Genomic DNA, 25,906 nt, shown 5'->3' with positions numbered 1-25,906 from the left:
ATACAAGTGAACCCGTCAGAGCACTCTCCATCGACTCAAGCACAGCAGCACTGGCACTGGTCTCTACCTGAAGGTCAACCGCACGGAGTTCCTATCGGCGCAACGGATTCGGCGCCAACTACGGCTGAAGACACCAACCAGGCTTCAGGCCCCGGTTAAACGAAAGGGCCGGAGCAGCAGGCGTTGGGGGGAATCCTGCGGCTCCGGCTCTTCCACGCCCGGACCCAAGTCCGGCCGATGCGGTGCGGGCCCCCGTTCCGAGCCCGACCGTTGATTCGAGCTTATCGGGGCGGTCCCGCCGCCGCGATGGGGAGAACTACCCATCCCGTCCTCAAACGATTGCGCCGGCGCAACCACTATGATGCCGTCCGGAGTTCGCGAGGGGCGGGGCTTGCCCGGCGCGCCCCGTGGCCATCCATCCAGCCAGTCCTCGCCCAGTCGGCACAGCCCGCTCGCCCCGGGTCCCGCATCTCTCGCCCCTTCGCGCAAGGGAGAGGATACTGGAGGCCGTGGGACTGTTGAGCGCGGCGCCTTCCCCTTTTGCCGATCGGTCCGATGCGGCGCATCAATTGGCGGCCGAGTTGGCTGACTACCGCGGGCGCAGCGACGTCACCGTGCTTGGACTGGCCCGTGGCGGCGTTCCCGTGGCTGCTGTTCTGGCGAATGAACTCGGCGCTGACTTTGATGCGCTCATTGTCCGCAAGTTGGGGATTCCCGATCAACCAGAGGTGGCCTTCGGAGCTTTGGCCGCACACGGCGGGCACACCGCCGTCGTTATGGTGGACCACATTGTGGCCGAACTACGCCGCCGCAATTACCGCGAGCAGCGCCTCCAAGCCGTCCAGGACGCGGAGCATGCCGAACTGCAGCGCCGCCAGGAAGCGTACCTGCACGGAAGGGCCTCACAGGTCGGCGGCCGCACCGTTATCCTTTGCGACGACGGAGTGGCGACCGGCGCCACGATGAAGGCCGCGATCAAAGCCGTCCGGCAAAGCAAGCCGCGGGAGATCGTCGTCGCCGTCCCGGTAGGGCCTCCCCAGACCTGCGCAGAACTGGGAAAAGTGGCCGATGCCGTCTTTTGCCTGCGTCAGCCGCGGGGCTTTCGGGCCGTCGGTGAGGCCTACCGGCTCTTCAACCAAGTCAGCGACGACGAGGTCCTGGCGGTGCTCCCCCAGTAGCTGCGATCCCAGTAGCGGATGCACGCAGCCCATAAAGCAGCGGACCGCCGCCGGTAACCAGTACCGGCGGCGGTCCGCGTGAATTCGCTTGCTGAATCCTTAGTAGGAGTCCCGCGCCTCAGGATGCTGCTGCAGGTACTCCTGGTGGGCGTCTTCCACCCGCAGGTTCTTGCCCTTGGTCTCCTTGACCACGGAGACGGCTATCAGCGAGATGACGCAGAGCACCATGATGTAGATGCCAATGGAGATGGTAGTTCCGGTTGCGCCCAGCAACACTTCGGCGATCAGCGGAGCAAACGCGCCGCCCAGAATCGCGCCGATGGCGTAACCGATGGATACGCCGGAGTAGCGGACGTTGGCCGGGAACATCTCAGCGTAAAGCGCCGACTGCGGGCCGTAGGACAGGCCCAGGCCGATGGTCAGGACGAACATCGCGATGCCCATCAGCACAATGCTGGCCGTGTCGATCAGCATGAACATCGGGATCTGCCACAGCAGGACCCACACGTAGCCGATCTGGAAGGTGCGGATGCGGCCGATCTTGTCGGAGAGGATGCCGCCGTACATGGTGAAGATCAACCAGCCGAAGGCAGCCAGTGTGGTTGCCAACAGCACGGACGGGCGGTCCATACCCAGCCCTCCGGCATCCACCGGCTTGGTGGCGTAGGAAGCGAAGAACGCGATCAGGAGGTAGCCGGCGGCGTTGTTGGCGACGAAGATCAGCGCGGTGAGGATGACCTCTTTCCAATTGTGCTTGAACAACTGGCCCAGCGGAGCGGCCGATTCCTTCTTGCGCTCCTGCATCTCCTTGAACACCGGGGACTCGTCCACCGAGCGGCGGATGAAGTAGCCGACGACGATCAGCACAATCGAGAACAGGAACGGCACGCGCCAGCCCCAGCTCATGAAGGCTTCTTCGGTGAGCATGCTGCTGAGCAGCCACATCACGCCGGTGGCAAGGATCATGCCGCACGGAACACCGATTTGCGGGTACGCGCCGAAGAAACCGCGCTTGTTGACCGGCGCATGCTCAACCGACATCAGGGCAGCACCGCCCCATTCACCGCCGGCGGAGAAGCCCTGCAGGATCCGCAGGAAGACCAGCAGGATGGGCGCCCAGATACCGATCTGCGCGTAGGTCGGCAGCACGCCGATCAGGGCGGTGGCTGCACCCATGAGCACCAGCGTAAAGACCAGCATCATCTTGCGGCCGAGACGGTCTCCCAAATGACCGGCGACGATGGCGCCGAGCGGACGGAACAGGAAGCTAATACCTAGCGAAGCCCAAGAGACAATCTGGGCCAGGCCGGAGCTCTCCTGCGACAAAGGGGCAAAGTACAGGGAGGCCAAGACCAATCCGGCGGCCTGGGCATAGATGAAGAAGTCGTACCATTCGATCGTGGTACCGACAAGGGTGCCTGCGAGCACTTTGCGCTCTTCGTGGCGGGCTGCTGGGCTGATGTTGCCTGCCAGCTCTTCTGACGTGGACATATTCTCTCCGTGGTGTTCACAGAACGGGATTTACCGAACGGTCGGTAATGTGACCCGAGCCATATTACCGGACCGTAATGCACAACACGTAGAGGCGCTATATCAATTGGGTAACGTCGTCCGGCGCGGCAGGGCTGCATGTTTCCACCAGCGAATAAGGCACCTGCCACACCCGTTCTATATTTGGACGCTTCGTCCTGATATAGAACAATGGAGGATGTGAGGCGTGGCACAGTACGTTGTGTCCGCTTCCCGGTATCCGCTCTCCCGCAGTCACTCTCCATAGGATGGTCCGATGAGCCAGACTCCCACCAAACCCGCCGCCGCACACTCGCAGACCCTGTCGCGCGGCATCCAAGCGCTGGAGATCTTGGCCGAAGCACAGGCGCCAATGACTATCGCCGAACTGTCCGAAGCTTTGGGAGTGCACCGTTCCATCGCCTATCGGATCCTGCGCACTCTCGAAGACCACTCGCTCTTGATGCGGGATTCAGCCGGACGTGTGCAGGCGGGGCCGGGGCTGGCCGCGCTGGCACGCGGTGTCTCGCGCGACTTGCAGTCGGCAGCACTGCCGGAGCTGACCACGTTGGCGAACGACCTGATGATGACCGCTTTTATCGCTGTGTGGGATCAGCGCGATTGCGTCACGCTGTTCACCGTGGAACCGCGCCACGCGACGGCATTGGTCCAGCACCCCGGTACGCGTCATTCCTTCGCCGCTGGAGCACCGGGAATTGCCATCCAGTCCGCGCTGACCCGGGAACAGTGGGAGCAGCATGCTCCGGGACAACAGATCCGGCCGGAAGCCCAACTGGCCAAGGAAACCGGTTATGCCGTCAGCCATGACGAGGTCATCCCGGGTGTCTCCGCGGTGGCGGTGCCGGTTGCCGTTCCCGGCCAGCTGCCGGCGGCCATAGCTGTGGTTTATATCCGCACCGATACTCCCGACCGGGAGATCGCGGCGGCTTTGAAACGCTCTGCTGCCACCATCGAGGCAGAACTGCGCTGACTGGCCTCAGCGCCGCCGGCGACTGACGACGGCGGCGGCGACCAAACCGAGAACCAGAAGCATCCCGGCGGCGGCAATCGAGACCAAGAAGGCACCGGAATGTCCCCAGGTTTCTGCCATTGCACCCGCTGAAGCCGAACCCAGCGCAGAACCCAGGACAACGCCGCTGGCCAGCAGCGTCATGACGGTGCCTAGGCGCTCGTCCGGAGCGACCTGGCTGCCGATGCCGTAGATCGTGACCATGGTCGGTCCGACCGGCACGCCCACCAGCAGCAGCACGAAAATCATCGGCAGCACATCGGCCGGAAGCAGCAGCAAGAAGCAGAATGCCGTCATCAACGCAGCACAGACCACCCAGCGCCAGGCAAGTGTCCACCGCGCTGGCCAGTAGGCCACCGAAAGGGCGCCGAAGGCCGACGTCAGTCCCAGCAGAGCGTACAGCAGGCCCGCCGCGTCGGCCGCGCCAAAGGTGCCGCCGAAAGCGCTGAGCGCATTCTGGGTGGCCCCGAAGAACGTGCCCATGGCCACCATGCCCAGCACCGGGATGGCGACCAACGGCCAGTTAATCCGCACCGGCGTCGCTGCCGCAGCCGCTTCCGGATGGGCCTTGACCAGTTCGGGGGTCACCGGGACCACCGAGCGGTAAGTGGGGTGGATGGCAAAAGCGGTAACCATGGTGACGGTCAGAGCGGCGGCCAGCACGAACGGCAGCCATGGCGCAATCAGCGCGGCCAACAGTCCGACCAGCGCCGGCCCCAACACGAACGTCAGTTCATCAGCCGTGCTTTCGTAGGACAGCGCCGTGTCCAGCGCAGGCTTGTCGCTGCGCGTCATCGCCATCCAGCGCACCCTCGCCAGCGAGCCCACCTGCGGACAAGTTGCCCCGACGAGGAATGACGCGGCCAGCACGGCCGCGGTTCCGGCCCCGCTGGGGCCGACGTAGACACAGGTCAGCAGCAGGACGATGGCGCAGGTGTGAGCGGCGGCGGCAATCAGGAGTACCGGCCGCTGTCCCGCCCGGTCGGCAAGGTAGCCGAACAGCGGCGCCCCGGCGGCCGAACCGATTCCCACGGCACCGGCGGCGAAGCCTCCCGCGGCGTAGGACCCGGTGGTCACGGTGACAAGAGTCAGGGCGCCGACTGTCAGCATGGCCAACGGCAGTCGGGCCAGGAAGCCGATGGTCAGGAAGGACGTTCCCGCCAGTCGGGCCAGACGAGCGTAGCGGCCGAAGGGATTTCGCAGCTTGCGTCGACGAGTGGCACCGCCGGTCGCTGCGTGTTCCCGCGCGGGCGCGTCTGAATCAGGAAATGTCATAGTTTTTTTCCGTTGGTTTAACCGCGCATCGTCCCGCCTCCCGATGCGCACAACCCGGATAACACAATCATCATACCGGTGGTCACGCGACGCCGGTGAGCACCGTGCGAACGGTCGAGCCGTGGCGTCCCTTTGTGACTTGCAGTTGAGCGCCGATCCGCTGCTTCATTTCTGCCACATGGCTGACCAAGCCGATGACCCGGCCGCCGTCACGCAGTCCCTCCAAGGCATCCATCACCTGTTCGAGGGCCTGCTCATCCAGACTGCCGAACCCCTCATCGACAAAGAGCGTTTCAATGTCCACGCCGCCAGCTTCAGCTTGGACGACGTCAGCCAGGCCCAGGGCCAGCGCGAGCGAGGCCATGAAGGACTCGCCTCCGGAGAGCGTAGCGGTGTCGCGCCGCTGGCCGGTCCATTCGTCACTGACGTGCAGACCAAGTCCGGACTTTTTATTGCCGGATTTGGAGTCGTCGTGGACCAGCGTGTACCGGCCGTCAGTCATCGCGACCAGTCGTTCGGAAGCCGCGGCCGCGATCTGTTCCAACCGGGCGGCGAGGACATAAGTGGTCAAGGTCATTTTTCGTTCGTTCTCGCCCAGCCCCCTGACCGTGTCCGCCACTGATTGGAGCAGTTCGTGTCGCGCGGCAATCGGTTCCAAGCGGATTTGTTCCTCGTCGAAACGCCGGCGGTAGATCGCCAACTGTTCCTGCGAGGCAGCCAGCACGCCGTGCCGGACCTGGTGTTCTCGAACCCTGCGGTCCAAGGTTTCGGCTTGCGCGCGTGCCTCGTCCAGTTCCTCGGTTCCCGGCGCGACTTCGCCGTTCTCGAGGGCCTGGCGGGCACGGATGACCGGCTCGGAGGATGCCAGCACCTGCAGCCGCTGGCCTGCTTCGATATGCGCGCTGTGGCGCTGCTCCAGGGCCTGCAGTTGTGCCCGTGCCAGCAGCGACACCCGTACCTCGTCCTCAGTGGCGAAGTTTGATTGGTCGATCGCCGAAGCGAGATCGGCCTCCGCCTGCTCCAAGGAGTTGCTGCAGTGGCGGTGCTGTCCCAGGATGCCCAAGGCGTCCGCCAAAAGCTGATCGAGGCGGGACAAGGAAGCCACGTGTTCGTGCAGGCTGTTCCCGTCCGGAAGCGCCTCGCGCAGCTTCCGTTCCAGATCGTCCCGGCGTTCCGTGGAAGCCTTGAGCTCGGAATCGGCACTGGCCTTGGCAACAGCCAAAGCCGACAGTTGCTGCCCGATTTCTTCGAGCTGCTGCGTGGCGGCGGCGGAACTTTCCTGCAGCTTCGCGCGCCGGTCCCGCACCGCAAGTGCTTGGTCCAGGCTCGCTCGGGCAGTTGCCACGGCTGCGGCTGCTTCGGCGGCGTCGGTCGCCCCACCGCGCGAGGCCAAGGCGGAGAGTTGCTGCTCTAGCTTGGCGCAGGCCTCGCGGGCCTCGGAGTAGCGTGCCTCTGCGGCCGCCTGCTGATCCCGGGCTTCCGCTTCCTGCGCGCGGGTGACGAGCTGGCCGGAGGTCGCCACCGCTGGTTGGGGATGCTCGAAGCCGCCACACACCGGACAGGGATCACCGTCGGCAAGGGTGGCAGCGAGCTCGGCTGCCGCCTGGTCCAAGCGCTGTTCCAGCAGCGACAGCCAAGCTTCCTTCAACTCGAGGTGCCGGGCGTGTGCTGCATCGCGGCTTGCGCGAGCGGCTTCTGTCTTGGCCAGACAGGCCGCATGGTCGGCCACGGCATCCCGGATTTGCTGGACCTGTTCCAGCCGCTCCGTGAGCAGGCCGACGTCGTCAGGGGTTGCCGCCAATGCGGCCAGTTCATCCTGCAGGTCGCGGCGAGTTGCGGCGAGCCGTTCCTGTGCGGTGGTGGCGGCAACTACGTCCTGCGCCAGCTGCTCGGTGCGGCGCTCCAATCGCTGCACCTCCACACTGGCCGTTCGCAGCCGCTGTTCCTCAGGCAGCAAAGCCCGGATTCGTCCCAGCTCGGCGGAGAGTTGACGGGTCGCCTCGTCGAGCAGCACCTGCCCGGCGTCGTCGGGTTCCGGCCTGCTGGAAACGAAAATCGCATAGAGCGGATGGGTCTCTGCCGCGTCAATCCGGTCCAAGAATTCCTTGGCCGCGCGTTCCATCGCGAGCGAGGCTTGGTCGCGGTGGCGGATCGGCGATGCCAACAATTCCGCGGACCGGTGCGCGGCCAGAGTTTCGGTTAAGGCGGCATGGCCGTCCGCGGCTTGGCGGTGCTCAACGGAGAGTTTCTCCAGTTCCGCCAGAGCCGCGTGGTCAGCCAGCGCCCGTTCGCGCCTGCCGATGGTGTCCCGCAGTTGGCCCAGGTCTTCCTGGGCGCGGGTTGCCGCAGCCTCGACCGAGGCCGCAGCGGAGGCGATGGAGGTTTCAAAAGCGGCGAGCAGGTCCGCAGCAGGCAGCGGCTGGTTCGGCATGTCCTCGGCAGCCAGGTGCCGTGCCGCTTCCTCCGTTGCCCGCTCCAAGAGTTGATCCGCTCCCGCGACGGCGGCTTGATAAGCCGAGCGCGCCCTGGCCGCCTCCTCCACCAGCGTTTGCTCCACAGCCTCGTAGCGGTCGGTCGCGAAGAGGCGCTGCAGCAACGGCCGGCGTTCCTTGGCGTCGGCCCGCAGGAAGGCAGCGAAGTCGCCCTGCGGCAGCAGCACCACCTTGGTGAACTGTTCCAGGCTCATGCCCAAGACGGAGAGCAGTTCCGCGGCGGCCTCGTCGTTGCGGCCGCTTTTCTGGATCCACGCGCCGTTGACCTTCTCGCGCAGCAGGGTGTGCGCCTGCTCCGTCACCGAACCGGAGCGCGCCCGGGACGACGGGCGTTCCCATTGCGGATTGCGGGTCACTTCAAAGCGGCGGCCGCGCGCCGAGAACGCGCAGACAACTTCGGGTTCTGCCTCCGGTGCGGCGTGGTCGCTGCGCAGCCGCTTGCCCTGCTGGCGGGCGCCGGGAACAGACCCGTACAGCGCAAAGCAGATGGCGTCCAGGATGCTGGTCTTGCCGGCACCGGTCGGGCCGTTCAGCAGGAACAGCCCCTGCGAGCTGAGCTCGTCGAAGTCGATTATTTCCCGGGCCGCGAAGGGCCCGAAGGCCTGTATTTCCAACCGGTGGATTCTCATACCGATACCTCCGCAGCCTGCACCGCAGCCAGTGCTTCAGCCAGCAGCGCGCGTTCGGCTTCGTCAGCAGGCCGGGAGCGTACATGGTCCAGGAATCCGCAGCAGACCTCCAGATCGTCCTGGGCCTTGGCAATGCGTTGGCTGTAGCTCATGGTGTCCCGCCGCGGTCCGGATGCTGGCTCAAAGTTCAGCACCAAGGTGTCCGGGAAGCGTTCGCGCAGACGTTCCATGGCCTTCAGCGGCCGTTCGTCGTCCGTGACGGTGATCTGGCAATACGCATCCTGGGCCCAAGCGTGGTCTGCGGATTCCAGCAGGTCCTTCATGCTCCCCTTGAGTACGGCGAGCTTCCGCCGGGCGGGCCAGGAGACGTTTTCAATGGAGCTGAGCCCGTCCGCCGTGAACTCGACAATGATGCCACCCTTCTCATGCCCGGCCTCGGAGAAGGAATACGGCAGGGGCGAGCCCGAATAGCGCACGGTCTCGTTCAGCTTCTGCCGTCCGTGCAAGTGTCCCAGCGCCACATAGTCAAGATCGTCGAACAGGTCCAGCGGAACCGCTCCCACTCCCCCGATGCTCAGGTCTCGCTCGCTGTCCGAGCTGATGCCGCCGCTGGCGAACGTATGCGCCATGACCAGCGAGTGAACCGGGCCGCGGGTTTTCCGCTGTCGAAGGTCGGCACGGACACGGTCCAGGGCCGCGCGCGTCACTGCGGTATGGCTGGGGGCTTCAGCGCCAAGTTCTTCCGCGCACATCCGCGGTTCGAGGTAGGGAATGCCGTATACGGCCAAGGTGGCACCGCGCAGGTCCAGCTCCACCGGATCCGCCAGTTGGTCCAGCCGGGTGCGGACATGGACGCCCCCGTGGGCCAGGATGCCGGCTCCGAAGCCCAACCGGGTGGCCGAATCGTGGTTGCCGCTGGTCATGATCACGGTGGCTCCGGCGGCACGGATGCGCGACAGCGCGTCGGAAAAGAGGTTGACAACGTCCACACCAGGCAACGCACGGTCGTACACATCGCCGGCGATCAGCACTGCATCGATCTCCTCGTCCCGCACGGTTTCCAGGAGTTGGTCGACGAATGCGCGCTGCGCCTCCAGCATCCCGACGCCATGGAATGAGCGCCCCAAATGCCAGTCTGACGTGTGCAATAACCTCATGCTTCAAAGCTAACCGCCGGTCAGGACAGTTTCGGGCAAGCGCAACGGCACGCCCCCGAATCGGGACGTGCCGTTGCCGTTACCGCTTGAGCTTAATCGGTGTCCGGGCGGGGCCGGTTCGACTTGCGGTCAAAGAAATCGCGGGCTTCAGCCGCGCCTTGGTCGTCCGCGGGAGCGGGCTCGTCCGGCTGGTCTTCTACAGCGACGTCGGGAACATCACTCCTGCCTGGCTCCAGCCCGGCGGTCGCGCCCTCCACAGGTGCGGCGGCAGACACAACCGGGGCACCGCCGTCGTCCGTTTTCCTACGCGACGCCGGCACCATCTCGGCACTGCGGTACAGCAGCCCGGCAATCAGGGCACCAAGCAGCGGCGCCACCCAGAACAGCCACAGCTCGCCCACCGAGCCGCCGCCGGCGAAGTACACCGCGGCGGTGGAGCGGGCCGGGTTCAGGCCGGCGTTCGAGATGGGCAGCATGACCGCGGTGAGCACGGCGAAGACCAGGCCGACGGCGAAGGGGGCGGTGCGCAGCCGCTCGCGGGACGAGGTCGCGCCCAGGTAGACGGCCACCAGCAGGCCGGTCGCGATGGTTTCGGCCAGGAAAACGCCGGCCATCGAGAAGCCCAGCTCATCACCGCCGGCGTAGCCGTTGGCGATCGAAGCGAACACACTGGCCGACTGCGCGCCGGCCGGATGGCTGCCGATAATGACCCACAGCACCACGGCTGCCAGCGACATGCCGACCAGCTGCGCCAGGACATAAGGCAGCACCGACTTCCAGGAAGTGCGCCCCGCGAGCGCGCTGCCCAGCGTGATGGCCGGGTTGAAGTGGCCGCCCGAGATGTAGCCGAAGGCGAGCATGCCGGCAACCACGGCAAAGCCGAAGCCGAAGGGAACACCGAAAGTGCCCTGCGGATTGAACATGCCGATTCCCAGCGCACCGAAAAACAGCAAGAACGAACCGGCCAGCTCGGCACCGATCCGGGCCGAGTAGCTGCGTCCTTCGCCAAGCCGGGGTGGGGCGGCGGGGACGGCCGGGGCCGACGCCGCCGGATGGGCTGCTGCCATGGATACTGTCCTTCTGCCGGGCCGGCGGGACGCCGGCGATTGACTCAAAACTACTCCACTCTGTCACCGGGTTCTGGGAAAACCCTGAACGCTTCCCGGAAGCGCTGCGGGCGAAATGTTCCGAGCTCACGCCTAAGCTGGTAATCGTGATTACCGATGCCCCGCTCCCCGGTTCCCGGTCCAGCTACCCGACTGCGCACACTGTCCCGGACTACGCCTCGCGGGTGCGCGGCTGCCTGCTGGGCGGCGCGCTGGGAAACCAGCTGGGGGCAGCCGTTAAATCAGACTCATACGATTCGGTCGCCGGGCGCTTCGGGCCCGACGGGCTGCGGGGCTTCTCACAACTACCCGAGCCGGGGCATTTCACCGATCACACGCAACTGACGCTGTACACCCTCGACGGGTTGACTGAGGCTCTGGAGTGGGCCAACGCCGGCACCGCCGCGGACGAAGCCGCCTGCCTCTGGCTCGCCTACCTCCGCTGGTACAACACGCAGGAGGGCCGCTTCCCTGAGAATGCGCCGGAGCCGCTGCCCCGCTGGATCGACGGCCAGTCGGTGCTGCATGCGCGGCGCGCGCCGGCCGAGGCCTGCCTGTCCGGGCTGGCCACCGGCGAGATGGGAACCCGCGCACGGCCGGTCAATCCGGACGCTCAAGACGGCAGCACCGTAACGCGGTCCGCGCCCTTCGGACTGCTGCCGTTCGTCGACGACCAGACCGTTCAGCGGCTGGCCACCGACGGCTCTGCGCTCACCCACGGCCATCCAGCGGCCCACCGCAGCGCCGCTACGTTGGCGACGTTGATCCGGCTGCTGGTGCATGAACAAGCCACCCTGCCGGGCGCCGCCGTGGCCATGCTGGCCCGGACCGAACAGGACGCCGGGGCCGCCGACTTGGCCGCGCGCCTGCGGGCCGCCGTCGAGCTCTCCGCCCACGGAGCCGTGGCACCTGCCGACCTGACCGCGGCGCTCGGCGAAGGCCGGACGGCCGAAGAGGCTCTATCCATCGCCTTGTACGCGGTCCTGGCTACTGCGGACAGTACGACGCCGGTTCAACACTTCCGCAGGGGCGTCGCCACGTCGATCAATCACGACGGTGACAGCGACGCTACCGGCAGCCTGGCCGGCAACCTTTTGGGCGCTTATTACGGTGAAACTGCGCTGCCCGCCGAATGGCTGGCAGCCCTGCAGGGACCCGACGTCATCCTCGGCATGGCGGCGCGTTTCCTGGAACAGACCCAGGGCTAAGGCATGCGCCACGACCCGGCCGCCCTGCCCCGCCAGGACGGCAAGACGATCATCGTGACCGGCGCCAGTGCCGGCCTTGGCTATTTCGCCAGCGAGCAGCTGGCCGCGGCCGGAGCTACGGTGGTGATGGCCGCCCGCGACGAAGCGCGCTGCCGCGCTGCGATGGAAGCAGTCCGGAGCACTGTGGCCGGGGCCGACGTGCGCTTCCAGCGGCTCGACCTGGCCAATCTGGACTCGGTCCGGCAAGCCGCGGAGGACCTGGCTGGTCTCGGGCGGATTGATGCCCTGCTGGCCAACGCCGGCGTCATCGGCTCCCGGGAGCTGCAATTCACCACCGACGGCTTTGAGCTGCAGTTCGGCACCAACCATCTGGGCCACTTCGCACTGATTGCCCGGCTGATGCCTGCACTGACCCTCAGCCGCGGCCGCGTGGTGCACGTGGGCAGCATCAGCCACCGCTGGGTCCGCCCGGACTTCCGGCGGGCAGCGATTCCGGCGAAGTACTCCAGCTACCGGGCCTACGCCCTGTCCAAGCTCGCGGTGATGAGTTTCGGTTTCGAACTGGCGCACCGGCTCGAGGCGGTGGCCTCGCCCGCCTCGTCCGTGGTGGCGCATCCGGGGTACGCCCGGAGGTACTTCACGCCCGACCGGCCCGGACTTCAGCTGTCGCAGCCGGCCACCGGCTGGCCGCGTCTGCTGTTCGGCTTGGTGGCGCAGGGCAAGGACGCGGGAGCGTGGCCTCTGGTGGAGGCGACGGCCGGCGACGGTGTGCATAACGGCGACTATTGGGGACCCGACAGACGCTTCCAGATGACCGGGCACCCCGCCCTCGTTGAGCCGCAGCGGCATGCCCGCGAGCGCAACGCTGCCTCCCGGCTGATCGACCTGTCCGAAGAGCTCACCGGGGTCCGCCTGCAGCTTTGAGCTAGGCGCTCCAAGTCAGGCGCTGTCAGTCAGGCGCTTCCAGTCAGGCGCTGTGCGCGGGCCAGCGCCCGCCGATCATCTGCAGGAACTCGCCTTCGGAGAGTACCTCGATCTGCTGGCCCTTGCCGTGCAGCTGCAGCACTTTATGCGCCTTAGCCGTGACCCGGCCGCTTTTGAGATCCGAGGCGACGAAGCCGTCTCCGACCACCAGTACCGTGGTTTTGCGGGTCACGTTGCTGGCCGGCCGCGCGCCCAGTTCCGCCGCCCGGTTCTTCGCCTCTTGGCGGGACAGGCCCAAATTGCCGGTGAACACCACAGTCTGGCCGTACAACGGGTGGGAATCGTCGGCGTGCTGGTTCGGTTCGGGATTGCTGCCCTCGTCCGGCCAGTACGTCCAGGCGGAAGACGGTGCCGCGCCCCCGGCCGACGCCAGCGTTTGGCGTTCCAGCGCAGTCCGCGTGGGTTTCGAGACGGCTGCCGTTCCGTGGATATACGCCTCAAGGCGGGTGGTGCGCAACTGCATCGCCGTCAGCAGGTCCGGAATGTTCTCGGCCGAATTCCGGCGGGCAATGTCGATCATGATGCCGGCGCAGGCCCGGGCGTCTGCCACCGCGTCGTGGTGGTTCAGCAACGGCACGCCCGCCGCTTCGGCCACGAACGGGAGCGAATAGGACACCAGCGAGTAGTTGCGCCGCGACAGGATGACCGTGCACGCGTAGTCGTAGGCCGGGCCGGAAAGTTCAGAGACTTCCAGTGCCGACCGAATGACTCCCATGTCGAAGGCGGCGTTGTGGGCGATCAGCACGTCGGAGCCGATGAAATCTGCCATGTCCGCGAACACTTCCCCGAAACGCGGCTTCGCTGCAACCATGCCGGCAGTGATGCCGTGGATCTGGACATTGCGCGGATCGAAATGGTCGAAACCTTCCGGCGGGCGCATCAGCCACGAGGCTTCCTCGACGATCCGGCCGCCACGGACCTTGCTCAAGCCGACGGAGCATGGTGAGCCCCTGAACCCGTTTGCCGTCTCGAAATCAATCGCCGTGAAGTCAACTGCCACGGGCTCAACCCTAATTGATGGCCAGGACAGTTCCGGTCCGCCACCACGCGGCGCGGCGGCTCCCGCATGGTGTGCGGGAACCGCCGTGCGACTGCTGTCTTGCGCGGTGATCAGGCCCGGGATCAGGGGGTGGCGCGCCGCAGGGTCAGGTAGGAGCCCACCGCCAGAACCGCGCAGAACAGCGCCGTCCAGCCGGAGACGCTCAGCGGCGTCTGGGCCACGAACCACTGCCCCACCACCGGCCACCAACCCTGCCAGCTGGTCAGCCCCAGCAGGCCGATCAGGACCACAGCAATGGCGATCCATGTGACCAACATCCCGGTTGCCTGCCAGCGCTTGTAGATGGTGGCAAACCAGAAACCGATCATGAACAGCACCACCATCGCGATGAAGTAGAACAGGATCTGCACCACGGCATGCTCACTGGCGATCCAGCCCAGGGCATACAACTGTCCGTTGAAACCCCAGCCGTTGGTGACCACTTCCACCAGGCCCAGCAGGTAGTAGAGCACGCTGATGACCAGCGCCACGGTCGCGAACAGCCCTACGGTACCGATGTAGAAGGTCCTCCGGCTGACGCTCATGGCTTGCGAGAACGGGAACGTGAGGGTTAGCGACTGGATGCCTAACGCGAAGAAATACCACATCACCGCCTGCGAAGCCCCGGAGTAGAACGTCTCGCCGCTGGCTGGGATCATCGCCCAGATGGCGAGGGTGATCAGGAAGGCTGACAGCATGATGATCGCTGGGATCCCCAGGAAGGTCCACTTGTTGATCAGCTGCATGCGCGCAACGTTGACGACGCGGTTCATTTCAGGACCTCCAGCTCGGAGTCGGTATCGAGGACAGCATCGGTTGCTGCCATGGTCTTGCGCACCACCAACTGCTGGAGCGACACCGGGGCCAGCTCCAGGCCAAGTTCGGCCGCCTCGGCACGCTCGGCGTTCGTCAGCCGGCCTTCCACTGTCCACGAAGCTAACGAGCCCAGCGACTCGCGATGCAGCACCTCCCGGCCGGCGGCGAAGGACTGGACAGCAGAGGCGTTGCCCGCAACCGTGACGGCCGTGCCGCGGATGGCCTCGGCGTCGTCATCCAAGATGATCCGGCCGCGGTCGATCAGGACCACATGCTCCAGCAGGTTCGCCACCTCATCGATCAGGTGCGAGGAGAGGATGATCGTCCGCGGGTGCGCGGCAAAGTCCTCGACCAGCCGGTCGTAGAAAATCTGCCGTGCCACCGCGTCCAGCCCCAGGTACGGCTCGTCAAAGAACGTTATTTCTGCGCGGGACGCCAGCCCGATGATCACGCCGACGGCGGAGAGCTGGCCCCGTGAGAGCTTCTTGATCCGCCGCTTGAGCGGCAGCTGGAATTCCTCGACCAGCTGGTCCGCGAACGCCTGATCCCAGTGCTTGAAGAACATGGACGCGGACTTGAAGGCCTGCCGTGCGTTGAAATCATCGGGGTACTTTTGCGATTCACGGATGAAGCAAATCCGGGACAGCACGCCGTCGTTCTCATAGGGGTGCTGGCCGAAGACCAGCGCTTCGCCGCTGCTCTGGAATCCCTGGCCGGTGAGGACCGACATCATCGTGGTCTTGCCGGCTCCGTTGCGGCCCAACAGGCCGTAGATCCGGTTGCCTTCCAAGCGCAGGCTGACGTTGTCCAGCGCCTTGGCATCGCGGTACGTCTTGGTCACCTGCCGCAGTTCTATGGCGGGTGTGGTCAGGTTGTTCATCGGGACACGCTTCCCTCTGTCATGTCGCTGGTGGACTCGGTGCGGTGGAGCATTTCTGTCAGCTGTGCGGTGCTGATGCCCAGCTTTCGTGCCTCCCGGGTCATTGGCTGGACGTACTCCCTGAAAAAGTCGTCGCGCCTTTGGGCCAATAACCGGGAGCGGGCGCCGGCCGATACGAACATGCCGATCCCCCTCTTCTTGTACAAAATCCCGTCGTCCACCAAGCGGTTGACTCCCTTCGCTGCAGTGGCGGGATTGATCCGGTAGAACGCTGCGAACTCGTTCGTGGATGGCACTTGGCTTTCTTCGGCAAGCGTCCCGTCCACGATGTCGTTCTCGATGAGCTCCGCGATCTGCAGGAAGATCGGCCTTGAATCGTCGATCACAGCCGCTCCTTCCTTGGTCGCCCCCACTGGTCGTTCGGTGCAGGGGTTAGTTACTGATGTAGCTAACCATACAACGCTGGAATCGCTTGTCAAGAAGGTGGTCGTGAATTCAGGCGCTGGGTGTACCGGACGAGCGGATTGGTCAACCCTGGCGTAGGGCCAGGTTCGCGCTGGTCGGGGCGGCGGGTTCGCGCTGGTTCGGACCGCGAGTGCCTCCCCGGATAGCGAGTGGGAGTGACGCCGTTGGGCACGCAGCTGCGCCCTGCCGAATGGGCAAGCGGGAGATTCGGGCAGGTTGGCGGGGTGGCTGCACGCACAGAGGCCGGGCTAGGGCGGGAGGCAGCCGGCGGAGGCCGGAAGGTGCACGGGTACGTGAGCGGCGCTCCGCAGCGACGGCAGGCGGGGCGCTCAGGAAAGGTATCGGACTTAGCCGACACACCGCAGGGCAGCCCTGGCCAATCGCAGGCCTTCAGAAACAGACCCGCGAGAGGCCGTGGGTGCTAGCTCCGGCGGTTCCGGATCTTGCGGATCCTCGTGGTGAGCCAGTAGAGCGAGGCAAGAACAACGACGACGATGACGAGCTTTTGGAAGATGCCCGCGTACTGCTCCACGATGTGCCAGTTCTCCCCCAGATAGAAGCCAGCGAGCACGAAGATGGTGTTCCAGATCAGGCTGCCGGCACTGGTCAGTAAGAGGAACTTGGCGACGGGCATGCGTTCGATGCCAGCGGGGATGGAGATCAGGCTTCGGAAAATGGGGACCATCCGCCCGAAGAACACCGCCTTGTAGCCATGTCGGTTGAACCAAGCCTCGACCTTGTCCACGTCTTCGAGGTCGATCAGCGGAAGTTTGGCTGCGATGGCGCGCATCCGCCTCCGGCCCAGCCAAGCCCCCAGACCGTACAGCGCCCAGGCGCCGAAGACCGAGCCCAGTGTGGTCCAGATCAGTGCTTCGATGAGACTGAAACTGCCGCGGCTCGCAGTGAAGCCGGCCAGCGGGAGTACCACCTCACTGGGCAGCGGAGGGAAAAGGTTCTCCAACGCGATGGCCAGTCCGGCACCAGGGGCACCAATGGTCTCCATCAAGCCGACAGCCCAATCTGCTACACCAGTGAGTGCGCTGGTATCGCCAGAGGTTTGTGCGGGGAGGTGGCCTGACAGGGAGGAAAGGGTCATCATGCTCATCGCCTACAAGTTTGCCTTACCCCGCCCCATAGTCCGAACCGGGTTCGGCTACACCGACCACCAGAGACAGCCGGACGCTGTCGCCGTAGCCCGTATCAACCAAAATCGATGGTCCGCCGGGCGTGAGGATTACGACGGCGCATCAGCCGTGCGCGTCGGCGGCACTTCGCCAGTTCCTGGCGTGCATGGCTGCGGCGTTCGGCCACATGCCTCGCTTCCGTGTCACCCGATCCTCCGGTTTGGCCTCGTCCAGCTTGGCCTCCTCCTGCTCGACCCTCGGTTGGTTCCGGCGTTTCGATGTCTCCGGGTTTGCGGATGGGCAGGGGCGGCGGTCCGTCCACCGTTGCCCCGGGCAGGGGTGGGGCGGTGGAGGTGTAGGTGTGGCCGGTGGGTGTGGTGGTCTTGACGCTGCGCCGGGGCCCGGGCAGGGGTTTGGCGGACCAGCCGTCGGCTTCCTTCGATTGGTTGCAGCGCTCGCACAGCCCCTGCCCGTTGGCCAGGCTGGTGGGCCCGCCCTCGGCGTAGGCGACGATGTGGTCGATGTGCCGGATCGGCGCATCGCACCACGGACCGGTGCAGAACGCGTCCCGGGCCATGACCATCCGCCGGATCCCGTCGGGGAACTTCCGGGCCTTCGAGTCCATGCCCAGCAGCTGCCCGGTCCCCGGCGCGGTATACAGCCGCCGGATCCAGACATCCTCCACGCCGCCGACTTTCAGGTTCCGCAGCCTGTCCTGCCGGGCCTGCTCGCGGGCGGTCTTCCAGCCCGGCTCGGTTCCCGCGGGCGGCGCCTTCTGCCCGAAGCCGCTGCAAGGCGGGCCCGGCGGGATCTGGTCCGGCGGGGCCTGCGGCAGGCGGATCAGGTCGCGGGCGTACTGGGCCGGGACGACGCCGTAGCCGGTCAGCCAGGCCGGTTCGGTCCCGCCCTGCAGCAGCGCCCGGTCGGTCATCACCAACTGCACTTCCAACCGGGCCGGGTCGGCGGTGCTCCGCCCGGTGACGCGTTCAAACACGGTATCGGCCATCATCTGGCCCCTGCTCCTGGGATCCCCGGCATTGCGCAGCCGCTCCGCTTCCTGATGCAGCGCGGCCATCACGGCCACCCCCTGGGAAACGGGCAGCAGGGTCCGGACCGCGACCATCACATCCGGCTCGGGCCGGGAGGAGACATGCCGGTCCGCTTCGGCCTTTGCCGCCCGGCCGACCACCGCCCACGGGTCCAGCCGGTACGCGATCCGTTTGGCTTCGGCCTCCAGCTGCCGGTTCCCCATCCCGTGCAGGCGGTCCGGGTTCCCGGCCAGTTCCCGGTCCACGCGGCCGCGGTGCTCCGGGCTCAGGCACTCGGTTTCCCGGACCAGGATCGCCGCCCGCCACTCATTCAACCTCCCCGATTGAAGTGCTCTGAGTGTGTGCGGCATCTGGTTGACCAGGACCCTGGCCCGGCCCAGCAGCAGGGCCGCCCGGTGCGGGGACTCCCGGCGCGCCAACCCGACCTGCTTGGCGATCCCTTCACCCCGCCGCGCAGCGGGAACGCCGGCGGCGGCACGCTCGGCGCGGATCCGCTGCTCCAGCGCGACCATCAGCCTGGCCTGGTCCGCGGCGATCGCGTCCTTGGCATCCTCCCTGGCGGTGAGCTGGTCCACCAACTCCGCCGCGGACGCCTCAAGATCAACCGGCGGCAACGAAACCGCGACACCGTGAACGGCGGCCGCAGGTTCGACAGCGCCGGGCGCAGGCATGGTGCCGGGGTCAGCCGGGGCTGCGGCGGAAGGTTGCGGTGCTGCCGGATCAAACATTCTCACGCGTCTCAATCTTCAGCACCCCGCGGGGCACGGCTTCGACTACGAACGTTCACGGGACAAAGCCCGCAGACACCACCGGAAAACCACACCCGATGGCCAACATTTGGTACAGAACTGCTTACTGAACACAGCCTATAAGCCGGGTCGGACACTTTCGGATGACAGGGTGCCACGGGTCTCTAGCGTCGGCCTGGTTTAGATGTTCACAGATCTACCTGCGGGTGGGCCACCGGGCTGCCAAGGGCCGAAGGCTGTTGCAGACGAAAAGCGGTGTCCGATGGCAGAGCCACGATACGAAACCAACTAAAGGCCCACCCTTGTGGGGCTCCCTGGTTCGCTAACCGGACGGGATTGCCCGAACGGAGCCCTACCGTCCCTGCCCCAGGTGTCTGAGGCAGGTGTCAGGCGGCCAGCTTCGACGAAGGGCCTGAGCAACGCACGCAGTTGCCCGTCGAGTGCGCCGTAACTAGGCGATGCCAGAATATCGCGCGTATCTGGTTGCCTGGCCGGCGGCGCCTGTCTATTTGCAGCGCAGCGCGCTAGCTCAGCCCCGCGACCGAGACGCAGCGCAGCGCTAGCTCAGGGCCGCGACGAGGTGCGGCAGCAGCGCGCGGAACGCCTGGCCGCGGTGGCTGATGGCGTTCTTTTCCTCCGGTTGCAGTTCCGCGCAGCTGCGGTCCAGTCCGGCCGGCTGCAGGATGGGGTCGTAGCCGAAACCTCCCGAGCCGCGAGGTTCGGTCAGCAGGACGCCGTCGAGACGGCCCTCTTCGACGGCTTCCAGCCGCGGCGACACAACGCTCGCGGCGCAGACGAATGCGGCACCTCGATGCTCGGGCGCGATGTCGGCCAACTGGGCCAACAGGAGGCGCAGGTTGGCCTCGTCGTCGCCATGTTTCCCGGCCCATCGGGCGGAAAAGATTCCTGGTGCGCCGCCAAGTACGTCCACGGCCAAGCCTGAGTCGTCTGCCACCGCCACGAGGCCGGTGGCGTGGGCAACCGCTCGCGCCTTCAACAGGGAATTTTCCGCAAAGGTCAGTCCGGTTTCGGCAACGTCCGGCGCACCTGCTGCAGCAGCGTCGATCACCTGGGTGTCCACGTCGAGTCCCGGAATCTGGTTCCGCAGCAGTTCGCGTAGCTCGCGCAGCTTGCCCTGGTTGTGGGTGGCCAGGACCAGACGGGGTCCGGTGCCCGGTGCACTCTGGGGGTCTTGGGCGCCCTGTGAGCTCAGTGCGCCGCCCTGTCCAGCCCCTGCTTCAGCCACGGATGACTTCTCCGAGCGTCTCCGAAAGCGTGTCGCGCTGGATCTGGGAGAGCTGGGCAGTGCCGGCCAGAGCCAGGTCCAGCAGGGCGTCGAGCTCTGTACGGTCGAACGGCGCGCCTTCGGCGGTGCCTTGGACCTCCACGAACTGACCCGATCCGGTGACCACCACATTCATGTCGGTTTCCGCGCGAACGTCTTCAACATAAGGAAGGTCCAGCATCGGCACGCCGTCGATAATTCCCACACTCACGGCGGCCACGGTGTCGGTCAGGGGCCGGGCCGAGCGGGCGACCAGTTTCTGCTCTTTGGCCCAGTGCAATGAATCGGCGAGGGCAACAAAGGCGCCGGTGATGGCGGCGGTGCGGGTGCCGCCGTCGGCCTGCAGCACGTCGCAGTCAAGCACGATGGTGTTCTCCCCCAGTGCCTTGGTGTCGATCACCGAGCGAAGCGAACGGCCGATCAGGCGGGAGATTTCGTGCGTACGCCCGCCGATCTTTCCCTTGACGGATTCGCGGTCGGAACGGGTGTTGGTGGCTCGCGGAAGCATGGCATATTCGGCCGTGACCCAGCCACGGCCCTCGCCCTTGAGCCAGCGCGGAACACCCGAGGTCAGCGAGGCGGTGCACAGCACGCGGGTGTTGCCGAATTCGATGAGCGCAGAGCCTTCGGCTTGGTTGGACCAGCCGCGGGTGATGCTGATCGGACGCAGCTGCTCAGGCGTCCGGCCGTCGGCTCGGACAGTGACGGCGGGCAGGGCGGAGCTGGAATCAACATCAGTCATGGCACCAGCCTATCGGCTCGCACCGTGCGCCGGGCGAGTCAACGCCGCGGTTCAGGTGGTGCGAGTCAAGCGCCGCGGCGCGGGCCGTGCGGCTGAGGCACGACGGCGCAGGCTTCGGCGCGCAGGCGCCGCGCCACAAGCTGCCCGAGTCAGACGACGTAACTGACGCCGGCTACAGCCACGGCCAAATCGCCCTGGTAGGTTTCGCGGGCCTCGTTGACGGTCCGCACCGAATCGTTCCAAACCGGCAGGTGGGTCAGCAGCAGCCGCCGGACCTGAGCCTCGGTGGCGGCTGCGCCGGCGCGCTTCCCGGTGAGGTGCACGCCGTCGACCGCGTCGTCGCGGCCTTCGTGGAAGGCGGCCTCACAGAGGAACATGTCCGCGCCGGTGGCTGCTTCAACCAACCCGGGGCAGCTGTCGGTGTCACCGGAGTAAGCCAGCACCCGTGTCACCGGCCCATTGGGTGTGGGTTCAGTGGCCTCGACACGGATGGCGTAGGCCTCGTCCACCGGATGGCGCACCGGATAGGGCGTGATGGTGAACGGCCCCAGCTTCACCGGTTCCCGTTCGGCCCAGTGGTGAAAATCGAACTCCTCGGTCATGCCGGGGTCCAGCTCCAGTCCGTAGGCTGTAGCCATCCGATCCGCGGTGGCCGCCGGCCCCCACACCGGAATCCGGCCCTTGGCCCAGCCGCCGGGATTCCAACGCACCGCAACGTGGAGTCCGCACAGGTCCATACAGTGGTCCGGGTGCAGATGGCTCAGGAAGATCGCGTCGATATCCTCCAACTCCATGTAACGCTGCGCGGTCCCCAGGGCGCCGTTGCCCAGGTCCAACAGGATGCGCCAGATGCGTTCACCGTCGTCGGCAGTTACCAAATAGCACGACGCCGGGGACTGTGGTCCGGGAAACGAGCCGCTGCAGCCGATGATGGTCAGGTTCATGCCCGCTCCCCCTGGCCGGGCTGCCGCGCCGTGGCGGCAAACGGCGAAATTCTGGGTTCCGACGGCACGCCGGCGCGCGCGGCGGCAATCATTTCCGGAGTAATCCGGGCCATGCTACCGGTGGGATATTGTGCGGCCACGTGGTCCACATGCTCTACCGCAATCACCTCGGGTCCCAGGAACCTGCGGGCCAGCACCTCGAAGGAGGCGGCATCGCCGGTGGCAACAAAGTGGTGCTGGCCCGGCGTTCCTTCCGGCCTCAGCAAATCGTGGGAAACCAGTGAACGGTAGACGTCCTTGGCGGTCTCTTCCGCGCTGGACACCAGCGTGACGCCGTCGCCCATGACATAGGAGATGACGCCGGTCAGCAGCGGATAGTGCGTGCAGCCGAGCACCAAGGTGTCCACGTCGGCCCGCTTGAGCGGCTCCAGGTACTCTTCGGCGGTAGACAGCAGTTCCTGCCCCGCGGTCACGCCGGCTTCCACGTATTCCACGAAACGCGGACAGGCCACCGAGGTCACGTCCAGGTGTGGCGCGGCGGCGAACGTGTCCTCGTAGGCGCGGGAGCCGACCGTGGCCGATGTGCCGATCACGCCGATCCGGCCGCTGCGGGTGGAGGCGACGGCGCGGCGGACGGCCGGCTGGATCACCTCGATCACCGGGATGCCGTAGCGGGCGGTATAGCGCTCCCGGGCGTCGCGCAGCACGGCGGCGGAGGCGGAGTTACAGGCAATGACCAAGAGCTTCACGCCGGCGTCGACCAGTTCGTCCATCACGCCCAGGGCGTTCGCGCGCACTTCGGCGATCGGCAGCGGACCGTAGGGGCCGTTCGCGGTGTCCCCCACGTACAAAATGGATTCGTTCGGCAGCTGGTCGATCACCGCCCGGGCCACGGTCAGCCCGCCCACCCCGGAATCAAAGATGCCGATCGGGGCTGCGGGTTGGATCAACATCTTTGGGGTCACTGCCTTTCCGGGCTCATGTTCACTAGAGGATAAGACGTTGGCGGCCGGTTGGGCGAACTTCTGCACGGCTTCTGTAAGCCATCTCACACGCTCGCGTCGTCCAGCGGCCTCGCTTCTCGGCGGCGCGGAGCTAGGCGCTCGTGCGCGGCGGCGGGGAGCTAGGCGGTGGTGGCCGGCGGCGCGGAGCTCAGCGCTCGTGCGCGGCGGCGCGGAACTCAGCGCTCGTGGCCGGATTGGCGTTCCAGTCCGTCTAGCAGAGCCTGCATCAACGTTTCCTGGAGCCAGGTCATGAAGTTATAGACCAGTGCCAGATAGGTCTCCAGGTCCTCGGCCTGGGACCAGTCGTCGATCTCATGCAGCGCCTGCGCGTCCTCATCGGTGCGGATGTTCAGCCGCTCGGCCAGCACCAGCCGGACGTCATTGGTGGCGCGTGCGAACAGCCGGGCCTGCTCATCGGTCAGTTGCAGCGGCGTGTGTTCCAGCAGCAGCGCACTGGCGCGCAGCGCCCCGAGTTTGTCCTCGCGCAGTGAGCGCTCGGTGAGCCTGCGGAACTCCAGCGCCTCGCCGTCGTCGTGCTCCACTGCGTCGGGGAGCAGCCGCAGCAGGGCAGCATCCTGGGGTTTGGCGGCGTCGAGGTCCAGCCCCACCATCGCCGCCAGCGGATCCTCGTCCTGCCGGTCAACCTCCAGCAAGGAGATCACGTCCCCGAACAATTTCCCGATCAGGTCCCGCTCGGCCGGCTCGAGGAAGCCGGTAATCCCCTTGCGCGTGCGCTTGAATGCCTTGGCCATCTACGCCTGGTCCGCCTTCTGGTAGGTGGCCCACAGGCCGAACGAATGCATCGCCACGGTGTCCCGCTCGGCCTGTTCGCGGCTGCCGGTGGCCACCACGGACTTGCCCAGCTGGTGCACTTCGAGCATCAGCTTGTGTGCTTTGGCCTCGGAATAGCCGAAGTAACTCTGGAAGACATAGCTGACGTAGCTCATCAGGTTGACCGGATCGTTCCACACGATGACGACCCACGGGACGTCTTTGGCCGTGAGTTCGGACGATTCCGTGCGGCGGGACGTCTCGATATCCGCGTCCAACACGGTAGTGCAGGAGGGAAGCATGCTCACGGTCATGGCTTCCATTGTAGGCAGGCGCTGCTTCGGGACCCGCCGGCCGCCCCGAAGTACTCAGACGGCGAACACAGGATTAGAGTCGGGGATGTGAACACTGCAGCTGGCTGGGGGCACCCCAGCACCTCCCTGTACACCGACCACTACGAGCTGACCATGCTCCAGGCCGCCCTGCACTCCGGGGCAGCCCATCGGCGTTCTGTCTTCGAGGCCTTCGCCAGACGGCTGCCCGACGGGCGACGGTACGGAGTGGTGGCCGGCACGGGCCGGGTCCTGGAAGGAATTGAACACTTCACTTTTTCCGAGGACCAGCTGGATTTTCTTGCCCGCACGGACGTGGTGGACGCGAAGACCATCGACTGGCTGGCCGATTTCCGTTTTTCCGGCGACATCTACGGGTATGCCGAGGGCGAGGCGTACTTCCCGTACTCGCCGATCCTGATTGTGGAGTCCAGCTTCGCCGAGGCATGCGTGCTGGAGACGTTCATCCTGTCCGCGCTCAACCACGACAGCGCCATCGCCTCGGCTGCGTCGCGGATGACCGGAGCGGCCGGCAATCGGCCCTGCATCGAGATGGGGTCCCGGCGCACGCACGAGGAGTCAGCGGTGGCCGCGGCCCGCGCTGCGGTGATTGGCGGCTTCTCCAGCACCTCCAATCTGGAAGCCGGCTACCGGTACGGCGTCAAGACGGTGGGCACCGCCGCCCATTCCTTCACCTTGTTGCATGACACCGAGCAACAGGCCTTCGAAGCGCAGCTGGCTTCGCTGGGTGTGGGCACCACCCTGCTGGCGGACACGTACGACGTCGAGACCGCCGTCCGTACGGCCGTGGACTTGGCAGGTCCCGAGTTGGGCGGCGTGCGCTTGGATTCTGGCGACCTGATCGCCCAGGCGCAATGGGTGCGCAAGTTGCTCGATGACCTGGGCAACCATCACACCCGCATCACCGTCACCTCCGACCTGGACGAGTTTGCCATCGCCGCTCTGGCCTCGGCTCCGGTGGATTCCTACGGCGTCGGCACCGCCCTGGTCACCGGATCCGGTGCGCCCACCGCCAGCATGGTCTACAAACTGGTCAGCCGCGAGGGCCCGGACGGCGAGCAGGTCTCGGTGGCGAAGGCGTCGAAGAACAAGATTTCCGTCGGCGGACGCAAATACGCGCTGCGCCGGCTCAATCCAAAGGGCGCTGCCACTGCCGAGGTAGTCGGCATCGGCCACCGGCCTTTGGACGACGGCAACGACCGGCCGCTGCTGCATCAATTTGTCACCAACGGCAAGCTGGCGGACGGTTGGACCGGCGCCGAAGGAGTCCGCCGTGCCGCTGAACGCCACACCGCTTCCATGGCCGAACTGCCCGGCGCCGTACACCGGCTGCAGCGCGGCGAGCCCGCCATTCCCACCGAATTCGAGGAGCTGTCATGACACGTGCACTGATCATCGTCGACGTCCAGAACGACTTCTGCGAGGGAGGAACCCTGGCGGTCGACGGCGGTGCGAAGACTGCCGCCGACATCAGCGAGCACTTGGACAGCCGGCCGGATGACTACGACGTCGTGGTGGCAACCCAGGACTGGCATGTGGAGCCGGGCAGCCATTTCTCCGACGAACCGGACTTCGTGGACAGCTGGCCACGGCACTGTGTGGCAGGCACGCGCGGAGCCGACCTGCACCCTGACTTGGACACCGACCGGATCGACGCCTATTTCCGCAAGGGCCAGTACGACGCCGGCTACTCCGGTTTCGACGGCCTGCTGGCTCCGGCCGACGAAGTAGCCACCGGCGAGCGCGACGGCGAAGAGGAAGAAGAAGAGACCGAGGCACTCAGCCTGGACGACTGGCTGCAGGAGCACGAGGTGGATGAAGTGGTGGTGGCCGGACTGGCGACCGACTACTGCGTCCGGCAGACGGCGCTGGATGCCGTACAGGCCGGATACGCCACCTCAGTGAACCTGGCGCTCTCGGCGGGCATCAACGCCGAGCGCGTGGAGAAGACCCTGGCCGAGTTCAGCGACAACGGCATCGACGTCATCGAGTAAGTCTCCGGTGATCGACCAAAGGCGCTTGCGCCTGCGTGGAGATCCCGCCGTCCGCCCCGGGTGATCGACCAAAGGCACCCGCGCCCCCGCGAAGGCCCCGCCACCGGTGACCGACCAAAGGCG

Annotated in this window: 23 protein-coding genes; 6 read left to right on the top strand and 17 right to left on the bottom strand. The window is 66.2% G+C overall.

Annotated features, from left to right (window positions below; genetic code table 11):
- Positions 1-509 precede the first annotated feature (509 nt).
- A complete protein-coding gene (locus AC5RW2_RS27155) occupies positions 510-1,178 on the top strand; it encodes a phosphoribosyltransferase (protein WP_493964325.1) in 669 nt (222 codons plus the stop codon).
- Between the two features lie 99 nt (positions 1,179-1,277).
- Here the strand turns inward: AC5RW2_RS27155 and AC5RW2_RS27150 are convergent, their stop codons facing one another.
- On the bottom strand, positions 1,278-2,669 hold the full coding sequence (locus AC5RW2_RS27150; protein WP_493949891.1) for an MFS transporter: 1,392 nt from the start codon (positions 2,667-2,669) through the stop codon (positions 1,278-1,280).
- Positions 2,670-2,964: 295 nt separating this feature from the next.
- On the opposite strand from AC5RW2_RS27150, the gene AC5RW2_RS27145 reads away from it, so the two are divergent.
- Positions 2,965-3,678 carry an IclR family transcriptional regulator gene (locus AC5RW2_RS27145; RefSeq protein ID WP_493964326.1) on the top strand — a complete coding sequence of 238 codons (714 nt, stop codon included), beginning with the start codon at positions 2,965-2,967 and terminating at the stop codon, positions 3,676-3,678.
- 6 nt (positions 3,679-3,684) lie between these two features.
- Here the strand turns inward: AC5RW2_RS27145 and AC5RW2_RS27140 are convergent, their stop codons facing one another.
- The 4 genes from AC5RW2_RS27140 to AC5RW2_RS27125 form a co-directional block, all read right to left on the bottom strand.
- Entirely contained in the window at positions 3,685-4,992 is a 1,308-nt protein-coding gene (locus AC5RW2_RS27140) for an MFS transporter (protein WP_493964327.1), read from the bottom strand.
- Positions 4,993-5,074: 82 nt separating this feature from the next.
- Positions 5,075-8,113 (bottom strand): AAA family ATPase, encoded by a 3,039-nt coding sequence (locus AC5RW2_RS27135; protein WP_493964328.1) that lies wholly within the window; start codon positions 8,111-8,113, stop codon positions 5,075-5,077.
- Complete coding sequence (locus AC5RW2_RS27130) at positions 8,110-9,270, bottom strand: exonuclease SbcCD subunit D (protein ID WP_493964329.1); 1,161 nt, start codon at positions 9,268-9,270, stop codon at positions 8,110-8,112. The genes AC5RW2_RS27135 and AC5RW2_RS27130 overlap by 4 nt, the downstream gene beginning before the upstream one ends.
- A gap of 92 nt (positions 9,271-9,362) precedes the next feature.
- Positions 9,363-10,337: an MIP/aquaporin family protein gene (locus AC5RW2_RS27125; RefSeq protein WP_493964330.1), complete on the bottom strand. Its 975-nt coding sequence runs from the start codon at positions 10,335-10,337 to the stop codon at positions 9,363-9,365.
- Positions 10,338-10,483: 146 nt separating this feature from the next.
- Between AC5RW2_RS27125 and AC5RW2_RS27120 the strand changes: the two genes are divergently transcribed.
- Positions 10,484-11,584, top strand: coding sequence for an ADP-ribosylglycohydrolase family protein (locus AC5RW2_RS27120; RefSeq protein WP_493949885.1), 1,101 nt, complete (start codon positions 10,484-10,486; stop codon positions 11,582-11,584).
- Positions 11,585-11,587: 3 nt separating this feature from the next.
- Positions 11,588-12,508 (top strand): SDR family NAD(P)-dependent oxidoreductase, encoded by a 921-nt coding sequence (locus AC5RW2_RS27115; protein ID WP_493964331.1) that lies wholly within the window; start codon positions 11,588-11,590, stop codon positions 12,506-12,508.
- Between the two features lie 43 nt (positions 12,509-12,551).
- Here AC5RW2_RS27115 and AC5RW2_RS27110 read toward each other — a convergent pair whose 3' ends face one another.
- The 12 genes from AC5RW2_RS27110 to clpS all read right to left on the bottom strand — a co-directional run bounded on the left by AC5RW2_RS27110 (position 12,552) and on the right by clpS (position 23,750).
- On the bottom strand, positions 12,552-13,568 hold the full coding sequence (locus AC5RW2_RS27110; protein WP_493949883.1) for a 3'-5' exonuclease: 1,017 nt from the start codon (positions 13,566-13,568) through the stop codon (positions 12,552-12,554).
- 122 nt (positions 13,569-13,690) lie between these two features.
- On the bottom strand, positions 13,691-14,380 hold the full coding sequence (locus AC5RW2_RS27105) for a hypothetical protein (RefSeq protein WP_493949882.1): 690 nt from the start codon (positions 14,378-14,380) through the stop codon (positions 13,691-13,693).
- Positions 14,377-15,303: an ABC transporter ATP-binding protein gene (locus AC5RW2_RS27100; RefSeq protein WP_493964332.1), complete on the bottom strand. Its 927-nt coding sequence runs from the start codon at positions 15,301-15,303 to the stop codon at positions 14,377-14,379. The genes AC5RW2_RS27105 and AC5RW2_RS27100 overlap by 4 nt, the downstream gene beginning before the upstream one ends.
- A complete protein-coding gene (locus AC5RW2_RS27095) occupies positions 15,300-15,689 on the bottom strand; it encodes a GntR family transcriptional regulator (protein WP_493949880.1) in 390 nt (129 codons plus the stop codon). The genes AC5RW2_RS27100 and AC5RW2_RS27095 overlap by 4 nt, the downstream gene beginning before the upstream one ends.
- 500 nt (positions 15,690-16,189) lie before the next feature.
- On the bottom strand, positions 16,190-16,864 hold the full coding sequence (locus AC5RW2_RS27090) for a DedA family protein (RefSeq protein ID WP_493964347.1): 675 nt from the start codon (positions 16,862-16,864) through the stop codon (positions 16,190-16,192).
- Between the two features lie 104 nt (positions 16,865-16,968).
- On the bottom strand, positions 16,969-18,669 hold the full coding sequence (locus tag AC5RW2_RS27085) for an HNH endonuclease (RefSeq protein WP_493964348.1): 1,701 nt from the start codon (positions 18,667-18,669) through the stop codon (positions 16,969-16,971).
- A 580-nt stretch (positions 18,670-19,249) separates the two neighbouring features.
- Complete coding sequence (gene rdgB / locus AC5RW2_RS27080; protein ID WP_493964349.1) at positions 19,250-19,903, bottom strand: RdgB/HAM1 family non-canonical purine NTP pyrophosphatase; 654 nt, start codon at positions 19,901-19,903, stop codon at positions 19,250-19,252.
- Positions 19,904-19,928: 25 nt separating this feature from the next.
- On the bottom strand, positions 19,929-20,717 hold the full coding sequence (rph, locus tag AC5RW2_RS27075; RefSeq protein WP_493938889.1) for a ribonuclease PH: 789 nt from the start codon (positions 20,715-20,717) through the stop codon (positions 19,929-19,931).
- Positions 20,718-20,866: 149 nt separating this feature from the next.
- Entirely contained in the window at positions 20,867-21,661 is a 795-nt protein-coding gene (locus AC5RW2_RS27070) for an MBL fold metallo-hydrolase (protein WP_493964333.1), read from the bottom strand.
- Positions 21,658-22,614: a glutamate racemase gene (gene murI / locus AC5RW2_RS27065; protein WP_493964334.1), complete on the bottom strand. Its 957-nt coding sequence runs from the start codon at positions 22,612-22,614 to the stop codon at positions 21,658-21,660. Before murI ends, AC5RW2_RS27070 begins: the two co-directional genes overlap by 4 nt.
- A gap of 227 nt (positions 22,615-22,841) precedes the next feature.
- Entirely contained in the window at positions 22,842-23,417 is a 576-nt protein-coding gene (locus tag AC5RW2_RS27060) for a DUF2017 domain-containing protein (RefSeq protein WP_493964335.1), read from the bottom strand.
- Positions 23,418-23,750: an ATP-dependent Clp protease adapter ClpS gene (gene clpS / locus AC5RW2_RS27055; protein WP_414958557.1), complete on the bottom strand. Its 333-nt coding sequence runs from the start codon at positions 23,748-23,750 to the stop codon at positions 23,418-23,420. It abuts the gene before it with no gap.
- A gap of 87 nt (positions 23,751-23,837) precedes the next feature.
- Here clpS and AC5RW2_RS27050 point away from each other — a divergent pair, with 87 nt between their 5' ends.
- Entirely contained in the window at positions 23,838-25,169 is a 1,332-nt protein-coding gene (locus AC5RW2_RS27050; protein WP_493949875.1) for a nicotinate phosphoribosyltransferase, read from the top strand.
- A complete protein-coding gene (locus tag AC5RW2_RS27045; protein ID WP_493964336.1) occupies positions 25,166-25,783 on the top strand; it encodes an isochorismatase family protein in 618 nt (205 codons plus the stop codon). The genes AC5RW2_RS27050 and AC5RW2_RS27045 overlap by 4 nt, the downstream gene beginning before the upstream one ends.
- The last annotated feature ends 123 nt before the right edge of the window (positions 25,784-25,906 follow it).

It is taken from the genome of Arthrobacter sp. B0316-1-20 (genome assembly GCF_059091865.1).
Note: the sequence above shows the minus strand (reverse complement) of the source record. Positions and strands in the feature narration are given on the sequence as shown.